At 37.0% G+C, this 21,170-nt stretch carries 19 protein-coding genes; 5 read left to right on the top strand and 14 right to left on the bottom strand.

All coding sequences use genetic code 11. The annotated features are described in order from the left end of the window. The first annotated feature begins 35 nt into the window (after positions 1-35). Both GNE10_RS05240 and GNE10_RS05235 read left to right on the top strand, forming a co-directional pair. Positions 36-743, top strand: coding sequence for a hypothetical protein (locus tag GNE10_RS05240; RefSeq protein WP_185563964.1), 708 nt, complete (start codon positions 36-38; stop codon positions 741-743). Then, on the top strand, positions 740-1,678 hold the full coding sequence (locus tag GNE10_RS05235) for a DUF1822 family protein (RefSeq protein ID WP_185563963.1): 939 nt from the start codon (positions 740-742) through the stop codon (positions 1,676-1,678). Before GNE10_RS05240 ends, GNE10_RS05235 begins: the two co-directional genes overlap by 4 nt. A 167-nt stretch (positions 1,679-1,845) precedes the next feature. Here GNE10_RS05235 and GNE10_RS05230 read toward each other — a convergent pair whose 3' ends face one another. The 3 genes from GNE10_RS05230 to GNE10_RS05220 form a co-directional block, all read right to left on the bottom strand. Next, on the bottom strand, positions 1,846-2,889 hold the full coding sequence (locus GNE10_RS05230) for an endonuclease NucS domain-containing protein (RefSeq protein ID WP_185563962.1): 1,044 nt from the start codon (positions 2,887-2,889) through the stop codon (positions 1,846-1,848). 70 nt (positions 2,890-2,959) lie between these two features. Further along, positions 2,960-3,523 carry a Uma2 family endonuclease gene (locus GNE10_RS05225; RefSeq protein WP_185563961.1) on the bottom strand — a complete coding sequence of 188 codons (564 nt, stop codon included), beginning with the start codon at positions 3,521-3,523 and terminating at the stop codon, positions 2,960-2,962. Positions 3,524-3,552: 29 nt separating this feature from the next. Beyond that, the gene (locus tag GNE10_RS05220; protein ID WP_185563960.1) at positions 3,553-4,284 is read right to left on the bottom strand and encodes an ABC transporter ATP-binding protein; all 732 of its coding nucleotides are present in this window, start codon (positions 4,282-4,284) and stop codon (positions 3,553-3,555) included. 288 nt (positions 4,285-4,572) lie between these two features. Between GNE10_RS05220 and GNE10_RS05215 the strand changes: the two genes are divergently transcribed. After that, on the top strand, positions 4,573-5,424 hold the full coding sequence (locus GNE10_RS05215; protein ID WP_185563959.1) for a DUF4351 domain-containing protein: 852 nt from the start codon (positions 4,573-4,575) through the stop codon (positions 5,422-5,424). Positions 5,425-5,433: 9 nt separating this feature from the next. On the opposite strand, the gene GNE10_RS05210 is transcribed toward GNE10_RS05215, so the two are convergent. The 8 genes from GNE10_RS05210 to GNE10_RS05175 form a co-directional block, all read right to left on the bottom strand. Beyond that, positions 5,434-6,204: an ABC transporter ATP-binding protein gene (locus tag GNE10_RS05210; RefSeq protein ID WP_099066679.1), complete on the bottom strand. Its 771-nt coding sequence runs from the start codon at positions 6,202-6,204 to the stop codon at positions 5,434-5,436. Further along, positions 6,201-7,727: a GMC family oxidoreductase gene (locus tag GNE10_RS05205; protein WP_185563958.1), complete on the bottom strand. Its 1,527-nt coding sequence runs from the start codon at positions 7,725-7,727 to the stop codon at positions 6,201-6,203. Before GNE10_RS05205 ends, GNE10_RS05210 begins: the two co-directional genes overlap by 4 nt. A gap of 4 nt (positions 7,728-7,731) precedes the next feature. Next, entirely contained in the window at positions 7,732-8,694 is a 963-nt protein-coding gene (locus tag GNE10_RS05200) for a branched-chain amino acid ABC transporter permease (RefSeq protein WP_185563957.1), read from the bottom strand. Positions 8,695-8,991: 297 nt separating this feature from the next. Then, positions 8,992-9,594, bottom strand: a complete 603-nt coding sequence (locus tag GNE10_RS05195) for a Uma2 family endonuclease (RefSeq protein ID WP_185563956.1) — start codon at positions 9,592-9,594, stop codon at positions 8,992-8,994. Positions 9,595-9,608: 14 nt separating this feature from the next. Beyond that, positions 9,609-10,559: a branched-chain amino acid ABC transporter permease gene (locus tag GNE10_RS05190; RefSeq protein WP_185563955.1), complete on the bottom strand. Its 951-nt coding sequence runs from the start codon at positions 10,557-10,559 to the stop codon at positions 9,609-9,611. Positions 10,560-10,566: 7 nt separating this feature from the next. Further along, on the bottom strand, positions 10,567-11,829 hold the full coding sequence (locus tag GNE10_RS05185; protein WP_099066684.1) for an ABC transporter substrate-binding protein: 1,263 nt from the start codon (positions 11,827-11,829) through the stop codon (positions 10,567-10,569). A 442-nt stretch (positions 11,830-12,271) separates the two neighbouring features. Beyond that, the gene (locus GNE10_RS05180; protein WP_099066685.1) at positions 12,272-12,598 is read right to left on the bottom strand and encodes a DUF6464 family protein; all 327 of its coding nucleotides are present in this window, start codon (positions 12,596-12,598) and stop codon (positions 12,272-12,274) included. A 248-nt stretch (positions 12,599-12,846) separates the two neighbouring features. Beyond that, a complete protein-coding gene (locus GNE10_RS05175) occupies positions 12,847-13,344 on the bottom strand; it encodes a hypothetical protein (protein ID WP_185563954.1) in 498 nt (165 codons plus the stop codon). 414 nt (positions 13,345-13,758) lie between these two features. Here GNE10_RS05175 and GNE10_RS36340 point away from each other — a divergent pair, with 414 nt between their 5' ends. Further along, positions 13,759-16,767 (top strand): ABC transporter substrate-binding protein, encoded by a 3,009-nt coding sequence (locus tag GNE10_RS36340; RefSeq protein WP_185563953.1) that lies wholly within the window; start codon positions 13,759-13,761, stop codon positions 16,765-16,767. 22 nt (positions 16,768-16,789) lie between these two features. Continuing rightward, a complete protein-coding gene (locus tag GNE10_RS05165; protein WP_185563952.1) occupies positions 16,790-19,786 on the top strand; it encodes an ABC transporter substrate-binding protein in 2,997 nt (998 codons plus the stop codon). A gap of 238 nt (positions 19,787-20,024) precedes the next feature. On the opposite strand, the gene GNE10_RS05160 is transcribed toward GNE10_RS05165, so the two are convergent. The 3 genes from GNE10_RS05160 to GNE10_RS05150 form a co-directional block, all read right to left on the bottom strand. Further along, entirely contained in the window at positions 20,025-20,240 is a 216-nt protein-coding gene (locus GNE10_RS05160) for an acetyltransferase (protein ID WP_185563951.1), read from the bottom strand. A 113-nt stretch (positions 20,241-20,353) separates the two neighbouring features. Then, entirely contained in the window at positions 20,354-20,662 is a 309-nt protein-coding gene (locus tag GNE10_RS05155) for a DUF3181 family protein (protein WP_185563950.1), read from the bottom strand. A gap of 120 nt (positions 20,663-20,782) precedes the next feature. Further along, positions 20,783-21,040, bottom strand: a complete 258-nt coding sequence (locus GNE10_RS05150) for a hypothetical protein (protein ID WP_099073574.1) — start codon at positions 21,038-21,040, stop codon at positions 20,783-20,785. Positions 21,041-21,170: the final 130 nt, after the last annotated feature.

Genomic DNA, 21,170 nt, shown 5'->3' with positions numbered 1-21,170 from the left:
ATGCATGATGAGGCTAGCAAAAGGCATAAATCGCTATGGATGAAGAGCTTCGAGAATTAATCAAACAAGCTTCAGAGTTGTCTTTAGATAGTCCACAACGAGCCAAGGCTATTTCTTTGCTCATAGTCAAAATACAACAGTTACCGGGATTTTATCAATCTTCTCACCAAGATTATTTTGATGCCTTAGATCAAATTTGGGAGTGGCTTGGGAGAAATATTCAAGATTTTGAAGAATATCCCCCATCGCTAACTGTCAGTTTGGTACGTTGGGTTAACGGAAATTTACATTGGAGAGTGAAAGATATCAAAAACAAGCGAAATCAAGGTATTAGTCTTGATGTACAACTGAATGAAGAAAGTACGGGTATCAGCTTTCAGGAAGTAATATCTGAAACAGGGTTTGAACCTCCACGCTTAGATGGACTCGAAGGGTACATTGAGAAAATTCAACGGCAAAATATCAAGTTTATAGCTAAAAAGTTGAAAGAATATATCGATGAAGATCCTGATTTTATTTTGCGAAAATCACATTTGAGAAACAATCCTGAATGTAATTTTCAAGTGATTATTCAGCGACTGTATTTAAAAGATAAACCAGAAACCAAGCGAGCGATCGCTCAAGATTTTGGAGTGGCCGAACAAACCCTCTACGCATATTACAGAAGAAATTGGTCAAAAATTCAATCACATCTGCAACAAGTTGCTTTAAATTCTGGATTGAAGCAGGATTACTTATTATGAGTGATGCAAAAATGCATAAATCTACGGTTCCTTTATCAAGAAAAGCACATCAGTTGGCTAAAAAATTCGCTGCTCAACAGCTGACACCTGAAAAAGGAAAGCAAGTTTACCTCAATACTTTAAGTGTCTATGCTGTGCATCGCTATTTAAAATACCTGGGTATTCATACAAATTTAGAGCAAAGTGATTGCTGGCAATTATCTAATCAAGTTATATCTAATATTGCTGATTTAGTTTTATCAGAGATAAATTATAGATTAGTATGTTGTCCAATTTTACCAGGACAAACACACTTGGAATTACCCCTAGAAATGATAGAAAATTTGCTTGGTTATGTTGGCGTACAGTTTAATAATATGCTCAGAGAAGTTGAACTTATGGGTTTTTTACCTGTAAATCATGCCAACGATGAAGAGATGGTAAATATAGGGATTCATGAACTGCGATCGCTAGATATTCTGATTGAATATATTTATGGAGCTAAAGCTCCACAGCACACAGAAGATATAATACAGGAAATAGGTTTATTAAATAAATTCAAAAATATCAATGTTACTAGCATATTTCAGGAACATGTGAAAGATATTTCCTCAGAACCTGTGCTATCTTATGCAACCCGCAGTCTTGCTATGAAAACCCTAGTTACACCGATTAACTTAGGTTCGCAACATATTCTACTGATTGCTGAAATTACCCCCAAAGACCAGCAACGCCAACGTGTTTCCTTACGTTTAGAAACAATTGACAGCGAAGAATTACCTTCATTCCAACTTTCAATCGTTGATGAATCCGAACACATCTTTCCTCACAAAATAGACTTAGAAAGTCCTACTCATATTCAACTCCAACCCTTCATTGCAAATATTGGAGAAGCTTTTCAGGTGAAAATAGTGAGTGAAGACATTAGCGTCACAGAATATTTCGTAATTTTTTGAGAATCATATTTCCTATGTAGATTGCTATCCTTATATTTGATTTCTAGGCTGGAAATAAAGGTATTATAGGTTAGTTACCTTTGTTTTGAAAATTCATAGTTATAAGAGGTTGTCGATGTAACTCCCACACCTACATGGTACAGTTCAGTTAAGGTGTATAGCTTTCTTTAAAACTTTTTTATCCAAGCTTCTAAAGCAATATCGACTAAAAGCTCTAGAGAATTAGTTTCACTTAAAATAAGTTTTTCATAATTTTCATAGCAGATGCGCGATCGCTCATCTCGTAATTCACCCTCTCCACATCTTTTTATTGTTTCTATAAAAGATGGATATTCATACATAGCATGACTTCTAACTTTATGACTGATAAAGGCTCTAGGGTAGTGAATTATCCTATAAAAACTAGTCCAATCTTTATCAGTCAAAATATGCATTCTTAGGGTATTTTGCTTTAAATATGGTTCTGGCTCAGGCAATCTTAAAAATAGATTAGCCCTGTTTTGGAACGCATAAAAACTATTACCAAAGTAAAATTCAGCACAAAGCTTATTTTTTCCTTTACCATATTCAATAGTATTAGCTTTAACAAACTCTTGGATACGATTGTCAAAGCCAAGAATTTTTTTCCGAATTGTGAGTACAGCCTCTCGCTCATTTTCACTAGACTTGTCACATTTAGCTAGGCGGTTAATAAGCGCTCTAGGAGGAGCGGGTATATCTTCGTTAATATCTTTTTGCTGATGAGGAATTTTTACTTTTGATAATTCACTAGTATTTAAGTCTTTTAGCTCTAAATATAAATTTTCGTCTAATATTACTATTTCAAATTTAATAAATTTAATAGCTAGATGATTATACTTTATATCTATAAAGTTATCTCTATGAAAATTAGGTTTAATAGCTATTAACCTAATAGGTTGTTGATAGTCTATCTCTTCTTCTAAGGGTTTATTTTCTACTAAAGCATGATAATATCGAGTTAGCTGTTGGACAATATATCTATCTTCACCATTTTTCAATTCTAGGACTACTAACTGCTTATTTTCACCCAAAGCCAAGATATCGCAAAATTGACCATTGACATAATATTGTCGCTTCAGAGGAATTAATCCTAGTAGCTGCTTTAAATTAGCCCAGACAAAATCTTCTAAATCAGCTTCAGTGGCAAATTCCCAACTATTACCAGTCTTTCTTAAATTAACAAAATCCATTATGCTGCTCTAACTTCAGGAAATTACTATTTTTAGTATTCCCAAAGGCAGATATATTTTATGCAACTACTTATAACTTGAGCCAACCAAATAATCGCCCTAGAGTTAGCTGAAAATCGCTAACTAAATCAATCACTGGTAATATTTGTTGTTCTTCTTGGAAAAGTTTCGGTCGCTGATTTGGTGGATAAACTAAAACACAACGCTCATCTGGATCGATTAACCAACCTAATTTGCTACCATACTCTAAACAGTGCAAAATATTTCCTGTTACTTTAGTTTGGTTTTGATATCCTGAAAGGATTTCAATTGTCCAGTCGGGATAGGTTTTAAAGACATTTGCCACATCTCCACTTTCGTCTAAGGGAATTCGTTCCCAAGCAAATACCGTGACATCTGGTACAATTGAACGCCCACCAAAGCTACAGCGCAATTCTGGAAATGCAAGGGCAATTTTCTGAGGCTTGACTAGAGAATTGATATTACTCACTAGTTCACCCTGAAGAATACTATGTTTTCCATGTGGCATTGGTTTTTGAATAATTTGACCGTTGATATATTCACTCGCTGGTTTTGTTTCTGGTAGTTTCAAAAACTCTTCTAAAGTTAGGGTTTTAGCTAGTGATTTTACCATGTGTTTGTACCTTCAAAGTTTTAATTTAATTATCCTAAATAAGCTTTTTTCACTCGCTCATCACTAATTAATTCTGATGCTGCACCTGTTAAAGTAATAGAACCAGCTTCTAAAACATACCCTCTATCTGCAATTTGTAGTGCAAGGTTAGCGTTTTGTTCAACTAATAAAATAGTCACGCCAGTAGCCCGCAGATTTTCAATAATTGAGAAAATTTCCCGGACAATGGCCGGCGCTAAACCTAAGCTAGGTTCATCTAAAAGTAATAGCTTTGGCCTACTCATTAAAGCACGGGCGATCGCTAACATTTGTTGCTCTCCACCGCTCAAGGTTCCTGCTAGTTGATTGCGTCTTTGTGATAAACGTGGAAATAGCTCAAATTGACGGCCAATATCTTCTTTAATTTCTGCTTGATTGGAGCGAATATAAGCACCCAAAAATAAATTATCCAATACTGTTTGCCGTGCTAATACTCTCCGCCCTTCTGGACAATGAGCAATACCAAGTTGCACCACTTCATGAGCTTGGCGGCGGGTAATATTTCGCCCATCATAGATAATTGCACCACTTTGAGGATTAACTATTTTAGATATAGCCCTGAGGGTAGTAGTTTTCCCTGCACCATTAGCACCAATTAAAGTAACTACCTCGCCTTTTTTAATAATTAAATTAATTTTCTTCAGAGCTTGAATACCGCCATAATTTACATCAAGTTCTTGAATTTCCAAAATAGTGTAATTTGGTCTAGTATCAGCGTTCATTGGCAGTTAATATCTATAAATATTTAATCTTGGGACAACACCTAACATACATCAATAATACGTTTCCTAAAACAGTAGGATTAGTTAACCCTAAAAATCAACGCGGAAATACTGCTATCTTTGTGGTGTAGCATTTATTAGACAAGAGTGGAAAAGTGCTTTTTGCACTCTTGTGGGAAAAGGGAAAAGGTTAAAGGGGAAAGGGAAAATACCAAACCTTTCCCCCTTTACCCTTCCCCTTTTCCCAAATTCTGCAAGAAGTCTATTGATAACGATATCGAGTGTCCTGTGGCAAAAGCAGCAGATATTGGTGGTAAGCGATTAATTAATTTAGCTCCCGATGCATGGGTGCAGTGGGTAACACAGCGTCCTGAAGTCGTGGCAAAAGAAATTCTTGGTTCGGAGTTTCAATGGATTAGCCGCGAAACAGATGTTTTGGTGAAAGCATACAGTCCTACTCACGGAGATTTTCTGGTATTAAATGAACTACAGTTGCGTTATACAGCACATATGCCATTACGTATGAGAGCCTATGCTGCTTTGGCACATGAACGCTATCGACTACCAATTTACCCAGTACTCGTCAACATCTTACCGCCTCCATCCAGCTTAACTATTGTCAGTAGTTACGAGCAGGAATTTTTGGGATTACGTGCTATTCAAGATTATCGCGTAATTAATTTGTGGGAAGTGGACGCAGAAATAGTTTTTGGGCAACCGTTACCGTCGTTGTTACCATTTGTGCCGATTCTGCGAGGAGGCGCAGAAGCATCAGTAGTGCAACGGGCATTACAAATATTGCGAGCAGATGCACAGTTAGATCAATTAGAATCATTGCTGGCATTTTTTGCTAGCTTTGTGTTAGACACACCTTTAGTGCAACAAATCATGAGGTGGGATATGGCAATATTGCGAGAATCGCCTTGGTATCAAGAAATTTTAAGTGAAGGACTCCAGCAAGGACTCCAGCAAGGTGTAAAACGGCAGTTAATCCGAGTATTGCAACGACGCTTTGGCGAAATTCCCCGTGAGGTGGAAGTCAGGCTTGAGGGCGAGAGTGTGGAAAAATTAGAAAGTTTAATGGATAGTGCGATCGCAGTAAATTCTTTAGAAGAATTTATCACGGCTTTGTCTGCTTAAATTTCCCGGTTACTCATTACCCAAATAAGCTTCAATCACAGCCGGATCATTTCTAACTACAGCTGGTTCGCCCAAAGCAATCAATTGTCCAAAATCTAACACGGCAATGCGATCGCACAAACCCATTACTAATGGTACGTGATGTTCAATCAGCACAATTGTTAAACTAAACTGTTCTCGCAGGCTGCGGATAAACTCACTTAGCTGCTGTTTTTCATAGGGGTTCATTCCCGCAGCTGGTTCATCGAGAAGTAAAATTTGCGGTTTTAGGGCTAGAGAACGGGCAATTTCTAAGCGGCGTTGGTCACCATAGGCGAGGTTTTTCGCTTTTTCTTCGGCGCGATCGCTCAAGCCCACCATCTCCAATAATTGTAAAGCTTTTTGCCTACTTTTTTTCTCTTCCCGACGCGCTTGTGGTAATCCGAAAACTCCTGTTAATACATTACTTTTATTATCTAAATGTCGGGCAATTATTATATTTTCTAAGGCTGATAATTCCCCAAATAAGCGAATATTTTGAAAAGTCCGAGCAATACCTAAACCTGCAATTTGATGCGGACGGAGTTGGGAAATATTAGCACCTTGATAGCGTAATTCTCCACTAGAAAGGGGAATAAAAGCTGTAATCAAATTAAACAGTGTTGTTTTCCCAGCACCGTTAGGGCCAATCAATCCAAAAATTTCATGTTGATTGACTGTAAAAGATACATTATTCACCGCCACTAAACCCCCAAAGCGGCGAGTCAGTGATTTGGCTTCTAAAATAATGTTGTTTGTCATTGCGCCACAGCTTTAATCAAATCGGCTGCTTTTTCACCAATCATGATGGTTGGTGCATTAGTATTTCCCGTAGTAATTTTTGGCATAATTGATGCATCTACTACACGCAAGCCTGCAACACCATACACTTTTAGTTCCGGATCGACCACTGAATCTCGGTCAGTTCCCATTTTACAAGTGCCCACTGGATGGTACACACTATCGCAGGTTTCCCGAATATAAGCTAGAAGTCCTTCATCAGTTTTATTATCAATACCAGGTGCTGCTTCCTCTTTTCGTAATTCGTCAAATACACTTGATTGGAATATTTGCCGACAAATTTTGATTCCTGCCAGGAGCGTTTGACAATCAGATTCACTTTCCAAATAGTTCATCCGAATTATCGGTGGGTCTTTGGGTGAACCAGAACGCAGGCTAAGACTACCACGGCTTTCGGGATTAGTTATACAAGCTGTAGCGGTAAATCCCGACACAGAACGCGCATAAGCAGGATGTGTCCAAAAAACAGGGGCACAGAAAAACTGTAAATCTGGCGGAGCATCTAAACGACCTTCACTATGTACAAACGATCCAACTTCGGCAATATTAGAGGTGAGGGCGGGTTGAATATCCTGGGTTGCTTCGTGTGCAACGCCGACTAAGAGGTGATCGTGGAGATTTTCACCGACACCAGGTAAATCAACAACCACAGGAATGTCCAAAGTCTTGAGATGTTCTGCCTTACCAATCCCAGAGAGCATCAACAGCTTTGGTGAATCAATAGCGCCAGCGCTTAAAATCACTTCCTGTTCTACCCAAACTTGGTGTATCGTTCCCTGATGGATGTATTCTACCCCCACGGTTTGCGTTCCCTCAAACAATAACCTAGTAACTAATGCACCAGTGGTAACGGTTAAGTTGGGACGGTGCAAAATCGGTAGTAGAAACGCCGTTGCTGTACTATGGCGCTTGCCATCTTTAATTGTTAACTGATAAAATCCGGCTCCGTGCTGTTGTGGGCCATTGAAATCTGGATTGTGTCCATAACCCAATTCAACAGAGGCTTCCACAAATTTTTGTGAGACGATGCTCTTGGCTATGAGGTCTGTGACACTCAAAAATCCATCAACTCCGTGAAATTCACATGCTCCTCGCTGTTGATTTTCAGATTTTTTGAAATACGGCAACACATCTTCATAACTCCAACCAACATTGCCTAACTTTTCCCAGCGATCGTAATCATACCGACTACCTCGAATATAAATCATGGCGTTGATCGCACTGCTGCCGCCCAAAACTTTCCCGCGCGGACAATAGATTTTACGATTATAAATATAGGGTTCTTCTTCTGTAGAATATGCCCAGTCCGCGTCTGTACCCCAAAGTTGTGGCCAGCCTATAGGAATTTCGTGTTCTGGTAAATTCGGCGGATTTCCGGCTTCCAGTAATAACACAGTAGTTTGGGCATCTTCTGTCAATCGGTTAGCAAGGACACAACCAGCCGAACCCGCACCAATTACAACATAATTATATTTAGTCTTCATCTAATTAATTTGTTTGTTTTGTTCTGTTAAAAAATAACTTTAGTAATTGCTTTTTAGATTTTTTTAAAATATCTGGAGTCACAAATCCTTGAGGAAAAAAGATAGTTCCTAAGACAATTAAACAACCAAAAATCATCAATCTACCATCGCGCAAAAATTGAGCTAACCAAATAGGCAATCCCCCTATATCAGCTATTCTCCGCAAAATAATTTCTAATAAAACTTTCAATACGATCGCACCTACCACCGAACCTAAAAAAGTTCTTGAACCACCAATTAATACAATGGTTAAATAGGTAATACTGGCATCAAAAGTACCTTGTCGTGCGTTCCAGGTATTGAGAAAATGAGCAGTAATTACACCCACAATACCCGCGAGAATGGCTCCCAGAGTAAAAGCCAAAACTTTGTAGTAAGTGGGGTTAATTCCCATTGCACTAGCAGCTAATTCATCTTCGCGAATGGCGATGAATGCTCTACCTGTACGAATGCGTTCTAAACGATAAAATAATACCATACTAATTAATAGTAATGGTAGAGCAATTTTTAAATATTCAAGTTGGCTTTGAAATGGTTGAGGAATACCAAAAATTCCTACAGCACCGCCTGTAATATCTAAATTTAAGGATACAACTCGCAATACTTCTACAAAGGCGATAGTGGCGATCGCTAAATAAATTCCCCGCAATCGCAATGCCGGAATTCCCACTAATACAGCCAATATACCAGAAACTAAACCAGCAATTATCATTTCCAATAAAAGAAATGGAATTGGAAATAAATTATTACTAGATGGAAAAACCTTTGTAGATAAAATCGCTGCAATATATCCACCTAAAGCATAAAATCCCGGACTAGCTAAAGATAATTGTCCAGCCATCAGTGGTAAATAAAGCGATAATCCTAATAAAGCCTCCAATACCATGTAGACTATCGGTGATTCATAAGTAGAAAAAAATTCAGACATTGTAAAATATTTTGGGGAGTTAGGAGTTAGGAGTCAGAATTCAGGAGTCAGAATTCAGGAGTCAGAATTCAGGAGTCAGAATTCAGGAGTCAGAATTCAGGAGTCAGAATTCAGGAGTTAGGAGTTAGGAGTTAGGAGTTAGGAGTTAGGAGTTAGAATTTAGGAGTTACGAAATAAAAGGGTTTAAGTATTCATTTAAATTCTTGTGGTCTACAATTATTTGCAGTTCTGAATTTACCACTAATTAATTCTGAATTCTGAATTCTGACTCCTGACTCCTGAATTCTGTATTCTTCTTTAAGCTGTTAATATTTGTTCTGCTGTCAGCGTTAGTTCAGGAAAAGTTCGTGACCCGATTCGTTCTGAACCTCTAAAGTCTGTGCGTTGGTATTTACCTTCTGCATCTAGTAGAAAAACAAACACAGTGGGAACTTTAGGATTTCCTAAATACTCTCTTGAACCAATTGCTAAATAATCTACAATCCAATATTCTTTAATGCCTAAACGTTGATATTCATCTAATTTATCAATGTAGTCATCTTCCCAATTAGTTGATGTTATTTCTATGGCTAACTGGATGGGTTCTTCAAGTGCAGAATAAGCAGAACGATTTGAACGCCATACATCTTTATCTATTACACTAACATCAGGCTTACGCCCTTGTTCTATCCCATTGACAGTTAGAGTTTTCAAAACTGCTGTGTTATTAACTACATAATTTAGATTGAGTCGTCTAATTTCATCATTGAAACCAAATAATGTAAAATTAGCGACATCATCATGATTTCTAGTTGCACGCACTTCTACAATTTCTCCATCCACCAGTTCATATAAACCTTCCTCTGGACACTGTTCTAAAAAATCATCAAAAGTTAACTTTTGTTTGGTGTATGTTTTCATAGCGCTACGTCTATTTAAACTTTTTGAATAAACCGACGACCTAGCAAACCTTGGGGTCTAACTAACAACATGATAAATAATATTCCGTAGGCTACAGCATCTTTATAACCGGAATATTCTGCTGGGACGAAAGCTTCAACTAATCCAATGAGTAATCCTCCTAAAACTGCGCCGGGAATGCTACCCAACCCACCCAATACAATTACTGCTAAACCTCTCAAACCAAAGGCAATACCAAAATATGGGCCGGCAATACTAACACTAGAAGCGACTAAAGTTCCTGCTAATCCTGCTAGGAAACTGCTGATAAAAAATGTTAAGATGATGAAGCGATCGCTATTTATTCCTAACAAACTCGCAGTAATTGGATCTTCAGCGATCGCCTGCATTGCCTTACCATGTTTTGTACCATTGATAAAATAGCTGAGAATTGCCACAATCCCTACTGATACACCAAAAATTACGATTTGAACGGTGCGAATGGGAATTTCTTTATCTTGAGTCCCAAAGTTAATAGAAGGTGGTAAATTCCCATAGGTATTTGCTGGGTAAGTGTAACTTTCTGCGCCTACTAAATACTGGATTAAATTCACAATTACCACTGCTACTCCCAAACTGGAAACAACAGTTAGCAAAGGATCGGAACCTTGACGGCGCAGAGGTTGAAAAGCAACTCGTTCCATTATTACCCCTACTAATCCCGCCAAGGTACTTCCTAAAATCAAAGCAATAGCAAATGGTAATTTTATCGGTAAGGCTGCATTTGCTAATAAGCCATTAAACCCAAAGTTACCACCCATGAGTGCATAGGTAAAATATGCACCCAAGGTAAAAATTGCTCCATGAGCTAAATTAATAATGCCCAAAATAGAATAAACCAAGGTATATCCCAGGGCAAAAATCGCATAGACACTGCCAATGGACAGGCCGTTTAATAATTGCTGCAAAAATACACTAATATCCATGTAGCAACTATTTCAAAAATGTAAATTTACCTTGACTGCCATCTTTTTCCATCTTAATTTGGGCTACATAAAAATCTTTTTGCACAACTTCACCCACGGGAGTAAAACCAATTTCACCCAGTGGTGTATTGTATTTCCCAGCAAGTATTTCTTTATTTAATTGCGTCCGTAATTCTGGTAGTTGTAATTTATTAACTTTGCTCTTGTTATCTAAAGATTTTAAAGCTTCCACATAAACTTGCACTGCGGCAAAAGCTTGGGCGCTAAATTGGGGTGGTTCTTTTTTATATTCGTCAATGTAAGCTTTACGAAATGCGGCGTTTATTTCCCCTGGATGTTCTGGACTATAGGCTTGAGCAATTAATACGCCATCACAAAGCGCCTTACAAACTGGCAAGAGATTTGATGTATTTAAACCATTACCACCAACAATTAAACCTTTGTAACCCAGTTCTCGCAATTGTCGCACCAAGTTACCACCATCAGCAGCTAAGCCAGAAATAATCACCAAATCTGGTTTAAGATTAATTGCATTGGTAGCTTGGCTTTGAAAATCTGTATCGCTAGTTTGAAACTTTTGGACTGTTACTAATTCCAGTCCGCCATCCTTCACCGCTTGTTGAAAAATTTCCGTTTCTGATTTGCTAAATGCATCATTTTGAGCATAGAAAACTGCTACTTTTTTAATTTGGGGATTTTGCTTGAGTGCAGCTTTCACCGAATTGGGAGCAACCACGGAAACTGGTGCAGAAACGCGGGCAACATAATCACCAATTTCAGGAACATTTTTCGCTGTATTTGATGGGCCAATAATTGGTACTTTTGCACGTTCGGCAACGGGGTCAGCGCTAAAGGCTTGCTGTGATAAAGTGGGGCCAACAATGCCAATCACTTTATCTTTATTAATTAAAGTTTGAATTGCGTTAATTGCTCCTGGTTCATCACCGCTAGTATCTTGAAATACTAATTTAATGGGAGTGCCGTTGACACCACCTTTAGCATTAAAATACTTCTCGGCAATTTTAACTCCAGCCACTTGTTCTTGACCCAACAATGCCACATTACTTGTTTGAGCAACGGCAATGCCAATGGGAATTGCACCTGATAATGTACCCGTGGTTGCTGTGGCGTTAGTTGCAGTGTTATTCGTAGTACTATTTGGAGTATTATTTGGAGAATTGGTCACAGTTGTGGTGTCACCACCGCAGGCTGTTAGTAGAAACGCACAACTTGATAATAATGCTGTTATTCCAAAACAAGTTTTTTTCATGGTTAAATAATCATGCAGTTATTAGATAAATTTGCAAAAGTTCAAACAAAAAGTTGGAATCTTTTGCAAGAATTATATTAAATCATTTTTGTCAGAATCTAGAAGCGAGAATGGCTACGCTAACAGAGGTCATAAGAGTTCAAAAATTAAAGCAACATTAAATAAATGAATGCACAAATCATACTAGACTAGTGATAAATTGTAATTTTTTACTCCTGCCTACTGAATTCTGACTCATTTTTATTTGAGCATACAAAGACAAATATTCAAAGTGTTTGTAAATACAAATTATTGTAGTAGCCCATGATTTTATCATTCCCTAGTAAAACATGGGAATATGCTAAGAAGTTTATTGTCAACTAGGGCTTAAACTCATTCCATCCTTAAAACCAGATGTAGTTTCAAGTTAACAGTTAACCGTTAACCGTCAACACTCAACAGTTTACGCCTTTTTTTCATTACCAGTTAATTCTTTTGGCTCGTAGTGGCGACAACCGTTACACGGCCCGTCAGGATTCACGGCACAGCGAATGTAGCCAGATCGGGCATTAAACTTGCAGCTAATGTCACCAATCAGGTAGCCCACCCCTTCTAAATAATAGCGATCGCCTTCCGGCGATGTGAAGTTTTCCCCTGGTCGCATCCTGGGAAAATTCATGGCTGCTTGCCTCATCCGTAAACGCGATCGCGATCGTGTTTTGCGGATTACCCACAGGGAAAACAGGGACGGTAAAAAACCAACGGCAATCACTAAAAGTGTCTTTAACACCTTCTTTTTACCCCTTTTCAACACCGATCGAGCGTCCCTAACATTGCACTCTGATTCTATACAAGTGCAAATTTGAGGGCAAATGTGCTAATTGCTAACATAATTGCTAGCAATTAGCAATTGTCTTGTGGTCTTTGGCAATGGAAGAAAATATCTTGCTTCTACCACACTTCAATCAGCATAACTTTTACAACCTCAGAGGTGGATTACCTTTAAATGGCGATCGCTTTAAGATTTGTTGACCGTTCCTAAACCCTTCTAATATCTGACTTGCCTAATACGTGGATTTTGAATTTTGAATTGGTATCACTTGCATCCTTGTTTTTTCTATGTCGCTGGGACGCTAATCTTTTTTTGGTTTGCTGGCGTAGTTGCTGTGCTAGTAGTGCTGCTTCTCTTTCTGCTCGGAATAAATCAACTCTTCGTGTTGTCAAAATAAAAGACTGGTCTGATTTTTTTCTCACCCAAGGTACGCTAACTGCCAAATACTGACAAATATTTTTATATTGGTTCGGCTTAACCAGTGGGTAACTTTTTTGAGTATTGAGTGTGTTAGCGATCGCTTTCAACTCCAGTATCGCTGCTTCTAGCTCCCCTGCCATACGGTTGATGCGTTCAACTTGCGCGACTAAACGCTCCTGGTCAGTGATGATTTTTTCCTCTTGTGGTTGTAGTGGCACTATGGCAGTGGTCACAGGTGTCGGTTGCAACAGTGAAACTTTTGGGCTGTCTGGGATTTTTTTCATACTACCTCAAGCAAGGCTAGCTGACTTGTAAGGCATTTTAACAGCAATTAAGTACATCTGTACTATAAATTTTTGTATATGAGGTTTAATATGAAAAAACCAGTGATTGTACTAGTTTGTTTGTCGTTGGCGATCGTGTAAGGAAATTTTACGGAACGTGAAAATACTTATAAAAAATATAGTTTTTACATAAATTTTACGAAAAATAGACAAATTTGATGTAATTTATACACACAGTTATTATCTTTTTTACACTATAATTAAGTAAAAAATTTTACTATTTTCTAATTAAATATCTAACCACAATATCTCAAATAATCCCTTTGTCGTAGAAAAATAGTTTCGTCAAAATTTTTTGTGGGGTGGAAATAGGAAACAGCTAGTTAATCAGGTAACCCTGTGGAGAGAAAGAATGTGACGAATAGAAATCATTGGAGAAATCCTTACATTATCGGTCAGACAATTATTAAACCAGAAAAATTTTTCGGACGCGAAGATTTATTTGCGTTTATTGAAGATAATCTCAATAATAATATACAAATTCAGTTATTACACGGTCAACGGCGCATTGGTAAATCTTCTCTACTCAAACTGCTTCCCCATAAAATTAAACCGGAAAATCAGGAAAAATTTGTCTTTATTTCTTTTGATTTGCAAAGTTACAGCAATTCGTCTGCGGGCGAGATTATATATAAATTAGCTGAAACAATATGCGAACAATTAGATGTATGTCAACATATTAGTATATTCCATTCGACTACAGGAATTAATAATAATTTAGATATATTTTGTGATGTTTTTTTACCAATAGTTTGTCAGGAATTAGGTAATAAAAAACTAGTGCTTTTATTGGATGAATTTGATGTTGCGATTAATATTAACGATCGCAATCATTTCTTCCTATATTTACAAACAGTTTTAATAAAACAAAAACAATTATTTGCTATTCCAGTCTTAGGGAGGTTTGATGATGATTTACAAAACCTGTGTCAGCTGTTCGACAGTCCACCAACTCAAAAAATTGATTTACTTTATGAGATAAGTGCTAAGCTACTAATTACTAATCCAGCAAGGGGTATGTTCGAGTACGAAGAAGATGCCATAAATGCAATTTTTGAACTTTCATCATGCCATCCTTATCTCATCCAAGGTATCTGTTTTCATATTTTTATTCAAGTAAGATCGGGGACAAAAAATAAAGTTAATCGGGAAGATGTAGACAACATTGTAGATGAAACTATTGAGGGTCTTAAATCTGGATTAGAAGGATTATGGGATGGATTATCTATTAATGAAAAAGTATTTCTTGCAGCAGTAGCAGAGGTAAAAAAAATAGTTAATCGCACAGAAAAATCTCCAGAAGATCCATTTACGTTCTTGAAAAGTTATGGAATTATCCAGACAGAAGAAATAATTGAAGCCGCAAAGCAGTTAGTTAAGAAAGGTTATTTGGAAGGCACAGAGAAAGAAGCACGAATCAAAATTGAATTAGTCCGTCGCTGGTTAGTCAAATTTCACCCATTCAATGAAGTAAGAAATGAATTAAAAAAAATTAAAGAAGAAGAAATAGATCGAATTTCAAAACAAGAATTAGAATTGTATCGCGATAAAAATATTCAAGATATGATAGACCATTATGAAAGAATATTGGCACTCAATCCAAATCATTTCGAGACTATACCTCTTCTAGCTAAAAAGTACTTGGATATTGAAAATTTTGATAAATCCTTGGAACTCTACACGCGAGCTTATCACTATAACCGTATCGAGAATAAAGAAAATCTTTTACAAGCACTAGAAGCCTATGGAAAAGATTTGAGGAAACAAGGAAAATTAACTAAGGCAAAAATTCAGTTTGATAGAGCTTTAGAAATTGAGCCTGAGAAGGAATCAGTAAAAGAACAAATTGCAGAAATTAACACTGAACTCGAAAAACAGGAAGTTCTCCAAATACAACAAGTTGAGGAAAAATTAACTAAATCTGATATAAATAACTCAAAAAATCCTGTTCGCCAACGAGTTATATTAGGTATAATCGTAGGATTGATTGCCCTTCTAGGTGGTAATATTGCTGTCAATCTATCTTCTTCAGTTCCTAATCCTTCACCAACACAAACTCCAACGACTACACCAAAAGCAGATGATAATATTCAGAGTAATATTAGTCGTGGCGATCGCATTTTATTTTCTACAAATAATAACACTCGCCCTGACCAAGCCATAGAAGCATTTAAAGAAGGTAATTACTCTAAAGCCATTGAATTATTTGAAAATGCCATAACGGATAATCGCAACAATCGCAACGATCCAGAATTACGAATTTACTATAACAATGCCAAAGCTAACGACAAGGCTAAAACGGGAGAAGAGTATAGTCCCTTAACTTTAGCAGTGGTTGTACCTGGAAATGACCAATCCAAAGCTCAAGAAATTTTGCGTGGAGTTGCACAATCACAAGAACAATTTAATGTTAATGGCGGTCAGAATGGTCGATTGCTAGAAATTTTAATTGCCAATGACGCTAATGACGAAGAACAAGCCAAAAAAATAGCTAAAAAATTAGTTCATAAAGACTATTTACTGGGGGTAATTGGCCATGGCTCTAGCCAAACCACACAAGCAGTTCTGAATATATACAAACAAGAAGATATACCTATTATTTCTCCTACCAGCAGTGCCAACACTTTACAAGGAAAAAACTTCTTTAGAACAACTCCTTCCGATGCTGCATTTGGTGAAAAATTAGGTAAATATGCTACAAGTTCCTCTTTAAAGAAAGTTGTTATTTTTTATAATCCTCAAAGCCTTTATAGTAATAGTCTTAAAGCAGAATTTAAAAATAATTTTAGAGGTGAGATTTTTCGCCTGATAGATGTTACAGATCCGAAGCTAGATATAGAAAAAGAACTTCAAGAAAGTGCATCTCAACAAGTGCAAGCGGTTATGCTATTCCCAGACATAAAATATACAGCCACAGCACTTGAGGTAGCTAAAGTCAATCTTGATAAAAATTTAGGACTAAAGTTGTTAGGTGGTGACAGCCTATACAATAAAAAAACATTAGATGATGGTAAAAATGTTGAAGGCTTAGCTCTTGCTGTGCCTTGGTTTAGGGAAGCACCACAAGCTAAAGATTTTTCCCAAGCTGCAAAACAACAATGGTTAGGAGATATTAGTTGGCGTACAGCCACCAGTTATGACGCTACTCAAGCTTTTATTAAATCTCTGTCTTCACGACCTTCAAGAGCAACAATTCTGCAACGACTACAAAACTTAAATCTTTCCCCCAAGGGAACATCAGAAGATAAGCTAGTAACATCAGGAGACGATCTGAAATTTAAGAACGGAGAACGCCAAAGTAAAGCCATTCTTGTAACGATTGAGCAAGGTCAGTTTAAATGCTTGCAGCAATGTTCACCTTGAGACACCAGGGTAGCTTTTTTATATGAATAACTCTACTGCTCGCAGAAATCCTTACATCATCGGTCGTTCAATCTATGAACCGGAAAAGTTTTTCGGACGGGACAATTTATTTAAGTTTATTGAAGATTGTCTTAATAGTAATACAAGAATTCTTTTATTGCACGGTCAACGACGCATTGGTACATCTTCAGTACTTCAACAAATTCCTCACAAACTGGCTGAGAATAAATTTGTTTTTATTAATTTTGATTTGCAAGGTCACAGTCAATCGTCTCTAAGTGAGATATTACATAAATTATCTGAAGCGATCGCAGAAACTTTAGAGTTAAATTCAGACATTATTTCACTTCCTTCTAAAGAAGAATTGGAGAATAATCTAGATATATTTTCCAATAATTTTTTACCAAGAGTTTATCAGATATTAGGTGATAGAAATCTAGTGATATTACTGGATGAATTTGATATTATCAGTAGTGATGATAACATATTAAATCATGGTAATAATTTTTTCAGATATTTGCAATCACTTCTAGACCAGCAAGAAAAATTATTCATTATTCCTGTAGTTGGGCGAACTCAACATGATTTACAAAATCTAGTTGATTTATTCAACACTCCGCCATATCAAAAAGTTGATTTACTAGATGAAATAACTACTAAACAACTAATTACTAAACCAGCACAAGGTATGCTGGAGTACGAGGAAGATGCAATCAGAGCAATTTTTGAACTTTCATCAGGGCATCCCTATTTTACCCAAGCTATCTGTTTTAATCTTTTTTTGCAAGCAAAAATTGCCAAGATATGGAAAGTTACTCGTTCTGATGTCGAAGGTATTGTAGACAAAACAATTGAAAGTGTAGAACCCGGATTAGTAGGGTTTTGGTATGGACTATCTGTAGATGAAAAAGTAGTATTTTCAGCAGTAGCGGAAGCTCAAAAAATAGCTATAGAGCAAAGTGAATCGTTTCCAGAAGATCCATTAATATTACTAAATAAATATGGAGTTATTGTAACAATTGAATTGAAAAAAGCTGCTAAAAAGTTAACCTTAAATGGTTTTTTAGATGAGACAGAGCGCCGAGTAAAAATTGAGTTAGTCCGTCGCTGGTTAGTGGAAAATCACCCATTAAAAAAAGCAATATGGAGATTAGAAAAATTTAGAGAAGAAGAAATTAATAGAATAAGTGAAGAAGCAATCAAACTGCATCAAGATGGTAAAAATCAAAATGTTATAGATGCTTACGAGGAAATTTTAAAACTCAATCCTAATCACTTTAGTACTTTAGCTGCTTTAGCAGAGAAATACTTGGAGATTTACAATTTTAAAAAATCTCTGGAAATCTACGAGCGAGCTTACCAAATAGATTATATACGTAATAAAGAAGGTTTTTTACTCGCATTAGAAGCTTATGGCAATAATTTGATAAAACAACGAAAGTTTATCGAGGCAAAAGCTCCATTTCAGAAAGTTTTAAAAATTGAAGCTGATAGAGAATCGGCAAAATATAAACTACGCGAAATTGAAGCAGAAATTGAACAACAAGAAAAACTAGAGAAACAACAAGCCCAAATTTATCAACAACAGTTAAAAAAAAGGTTAGTAACAATTGAATCATTGCAAAATCAAAAAGCTTTGATTCGCCCAGTCATCTTGGGTTTAATTTTACTAGGGATTTCCATAGGTAGTATTGTTGTTTATCGATTTTCAACTTCCTGTGATGAAGGTCAACAAAAAGTTGATGGTAGTTGTGGTTACAAGCAGAATTCATTGATTCCTAACAATATTCAGAATAATATTAGTCGTGGCGATCGCACTCTCTTTTTCTCTATCCCCAACACTTACCGCGACCAAGGTATTGAAGCATTTAAACAAGGTAATTACTCACAAGCCATTGAATTATTTCGACAGGCTATAACGGCTAATCGCAGCGATCCAGAAGTGCGGATTTACTACAATAATGCAATAGCTCGTCAAAGAGGTAATCCATTCACTTTAGCAGTGGTTGTACCCGCAGAAAATGGACGAGATAGAGCTCTAGAAATATTGCGTGGAGTTGCACAATCCCAAGACCAATTTAATGCCAATGGTGGTCGTGATAATCGATTGCTGGAAATTGTCATTGCTAACGATGGTGATGATCCAAAACAAGCCCAAAAAATAGCTCAACAACTGGCTAATGATAAATCTGTATTGGGAGTAATTGGGCATGGTTCTAGCACAACTACAAAAGCTGCTTTTAATATATACGAACAAGCAGATATACCTGTTATCTCTCCTACTAGCACTGCTAACACTTTACAAGGAAAAGATTTCTTTAAAACAACACCTTCTGATGCTGCATCTGGTGAAAAGTTAGCTAAATATGCTATTGATTCTCGTTTAAATAAAGTTATGATTGTTTATAATTCCGATAACTCTTATAGCAACACTTTGATGGGAGAGTTTAGAATTAACTTTAAAGGTCAAATTATTAGTTTGATAGATTTGAACAATGAGACACTGAATATTGAGCAAGAACTTAAAGATAGTGCATCTAAACAGGTACAGGGGATTGTATTGTTCCCAAGTGTACAATATATAGCCACAACACTCGATATTGCTAAAGCAAATGCTGATAATAAGTTAGGACTAAAGTTGTTAGGTGGTGATACTTTATATAATCAGAAAACCTTACAAGATGGTGGAAATGCTGTTGAAGGCTTAGTTGTTGCTGTACCTTGGTTTAGAGAAGCACCACAAGCTAGAGACTTTTCGCAAACTGCAAAGCGACTATGGGGAGGAGATATTAGTTGGCGCACAGCCACTAGTTATGATGCTGCTCAAGCTTTTATTAACTCTTTGTCACCCCAACCTTCGAGAGAAACAATTTTGCAAAAATTACCACAGACGAATCTTTCCGCCAAACTAACATCAGGAAACGAACTGAAGTTTCAGAAGGGGGAACGCCAGAGTGAAGCTGTCTTAGTGAAGATTGAGTCAGGTAAGTTTACGTGCTTGAATAAATGTTTGCCTTAAAAGACGGGTAGATTTTTAATATGAATAATTCTATCACTTCTTTTAACATAACAAGATGAGATTTTGTACCTCGCAAAAACCAAACTAAAACCCAATCTCCTGGTTTTAAATTAATAAGGTAACTTCAAGAAATAAATTATCTAATCTTGTGTGGTGGGCATCTTGCCCGCCATATAAATTGGGCGGGCAAGATGCCCGCCCCACAATAAATAATTGAATATTTTTGATCTGGAAGTCCCTAACTATTAGCAGTTCGGTAATCAGCATCTAACCAACAGCGCGGTAAACCTTCACCAGAAGGAAAAACGAGATTTTCTTTTTTAAAAGTATCGGGTTCTTGTTCTTCTTGACCTTCTTGGTCTTGTCCGCGAACAACATCAGTGTTAGGGTCGAGTAATTCTTCAATTTCCAGAATCTTTACCAACTCACCACTATCTTTTATTTGTAACAACATACAACTAACCTCAATAAATTTACATGAAAAATCACCGCAAGTTTCAATACAAACTTGCCAAAGCCACAGAACTTATTCTGATTTCTGAATTCTGAATTCTGAATTCTTTTTTATTAAATTTCGCGTTGATATTTTTCCAAAATATCTACTAAATTCACCTGGCATTGCAACGGCAGCAAATCAATCAAAGGCAATTCGCGTTTGCCACCGCCAATTTTTACTGAAATGGATTCCAACACTTGTGTAACTTGGTCTTCACTTACAGAGTTAGAAGTAATTAAAGGATATAGTTTTTCAGCAACAACTGTATGCAGTTTGGCATTAGATAAATAAAGATGCCATTTAGCAACGTCTATATAGACATTTTCACCAATTTCGGCTGCTAGGGCTTCTAGTAATTCTGAGGTATTAGTCTTAGCCATAAAAATAACCCTACATTGAGAAAGAGCGCAAAATCTCAGGCTTATTTACATTATTGCTCAATTAACGAGGCTGATTCTACTGCCACAAGTTACAATCGCCCTAGCATCAGCTGTCCATCTTCAGGTGGATTTGGGTGGAGTTTCAGTGTAGTTGGCGATCGCACTAATGTAAATTAGATGCACCAACAATATTACTAACCAACTGACAGTCAACCAGGGCAGCCATTCCCAACTGGTATCTTTCAAGATGTGGAAGAACCACAATCCAGAATTGATAGTAGCAGCGATAGCGACATGCAGCGCAAAATTCATCCGGTCATCGATTTTGCGGTACTCTGGGTCATTGCGATCGGGTTTACGAGGCCAACGAGGAGGCATAAATATTTGTTACAGATTTAAATACACCCTAATCATTGTAAGGGTTTTGGCAGTACCGTTGCTATTCATTCTTCCACAGGAGGTAGGGGATGGGGGGATGGGGAAAAGGTTAAAGGTTAAAGGGAAAAGG

Source organism: Nostoc sp. 2RC (assembly GCF_014222165.1).
In the GTDB taxonomy this organism is placed as follows: Bacteria; Cyanobacteriota; Cyanobacteriia; order Cyanobacteriales; family Nostocaceae; genus Nostoc; species Nostoc linckia.
This window is presented reverse-complemented; position numbering and strand designations above follow the sequence as displayed.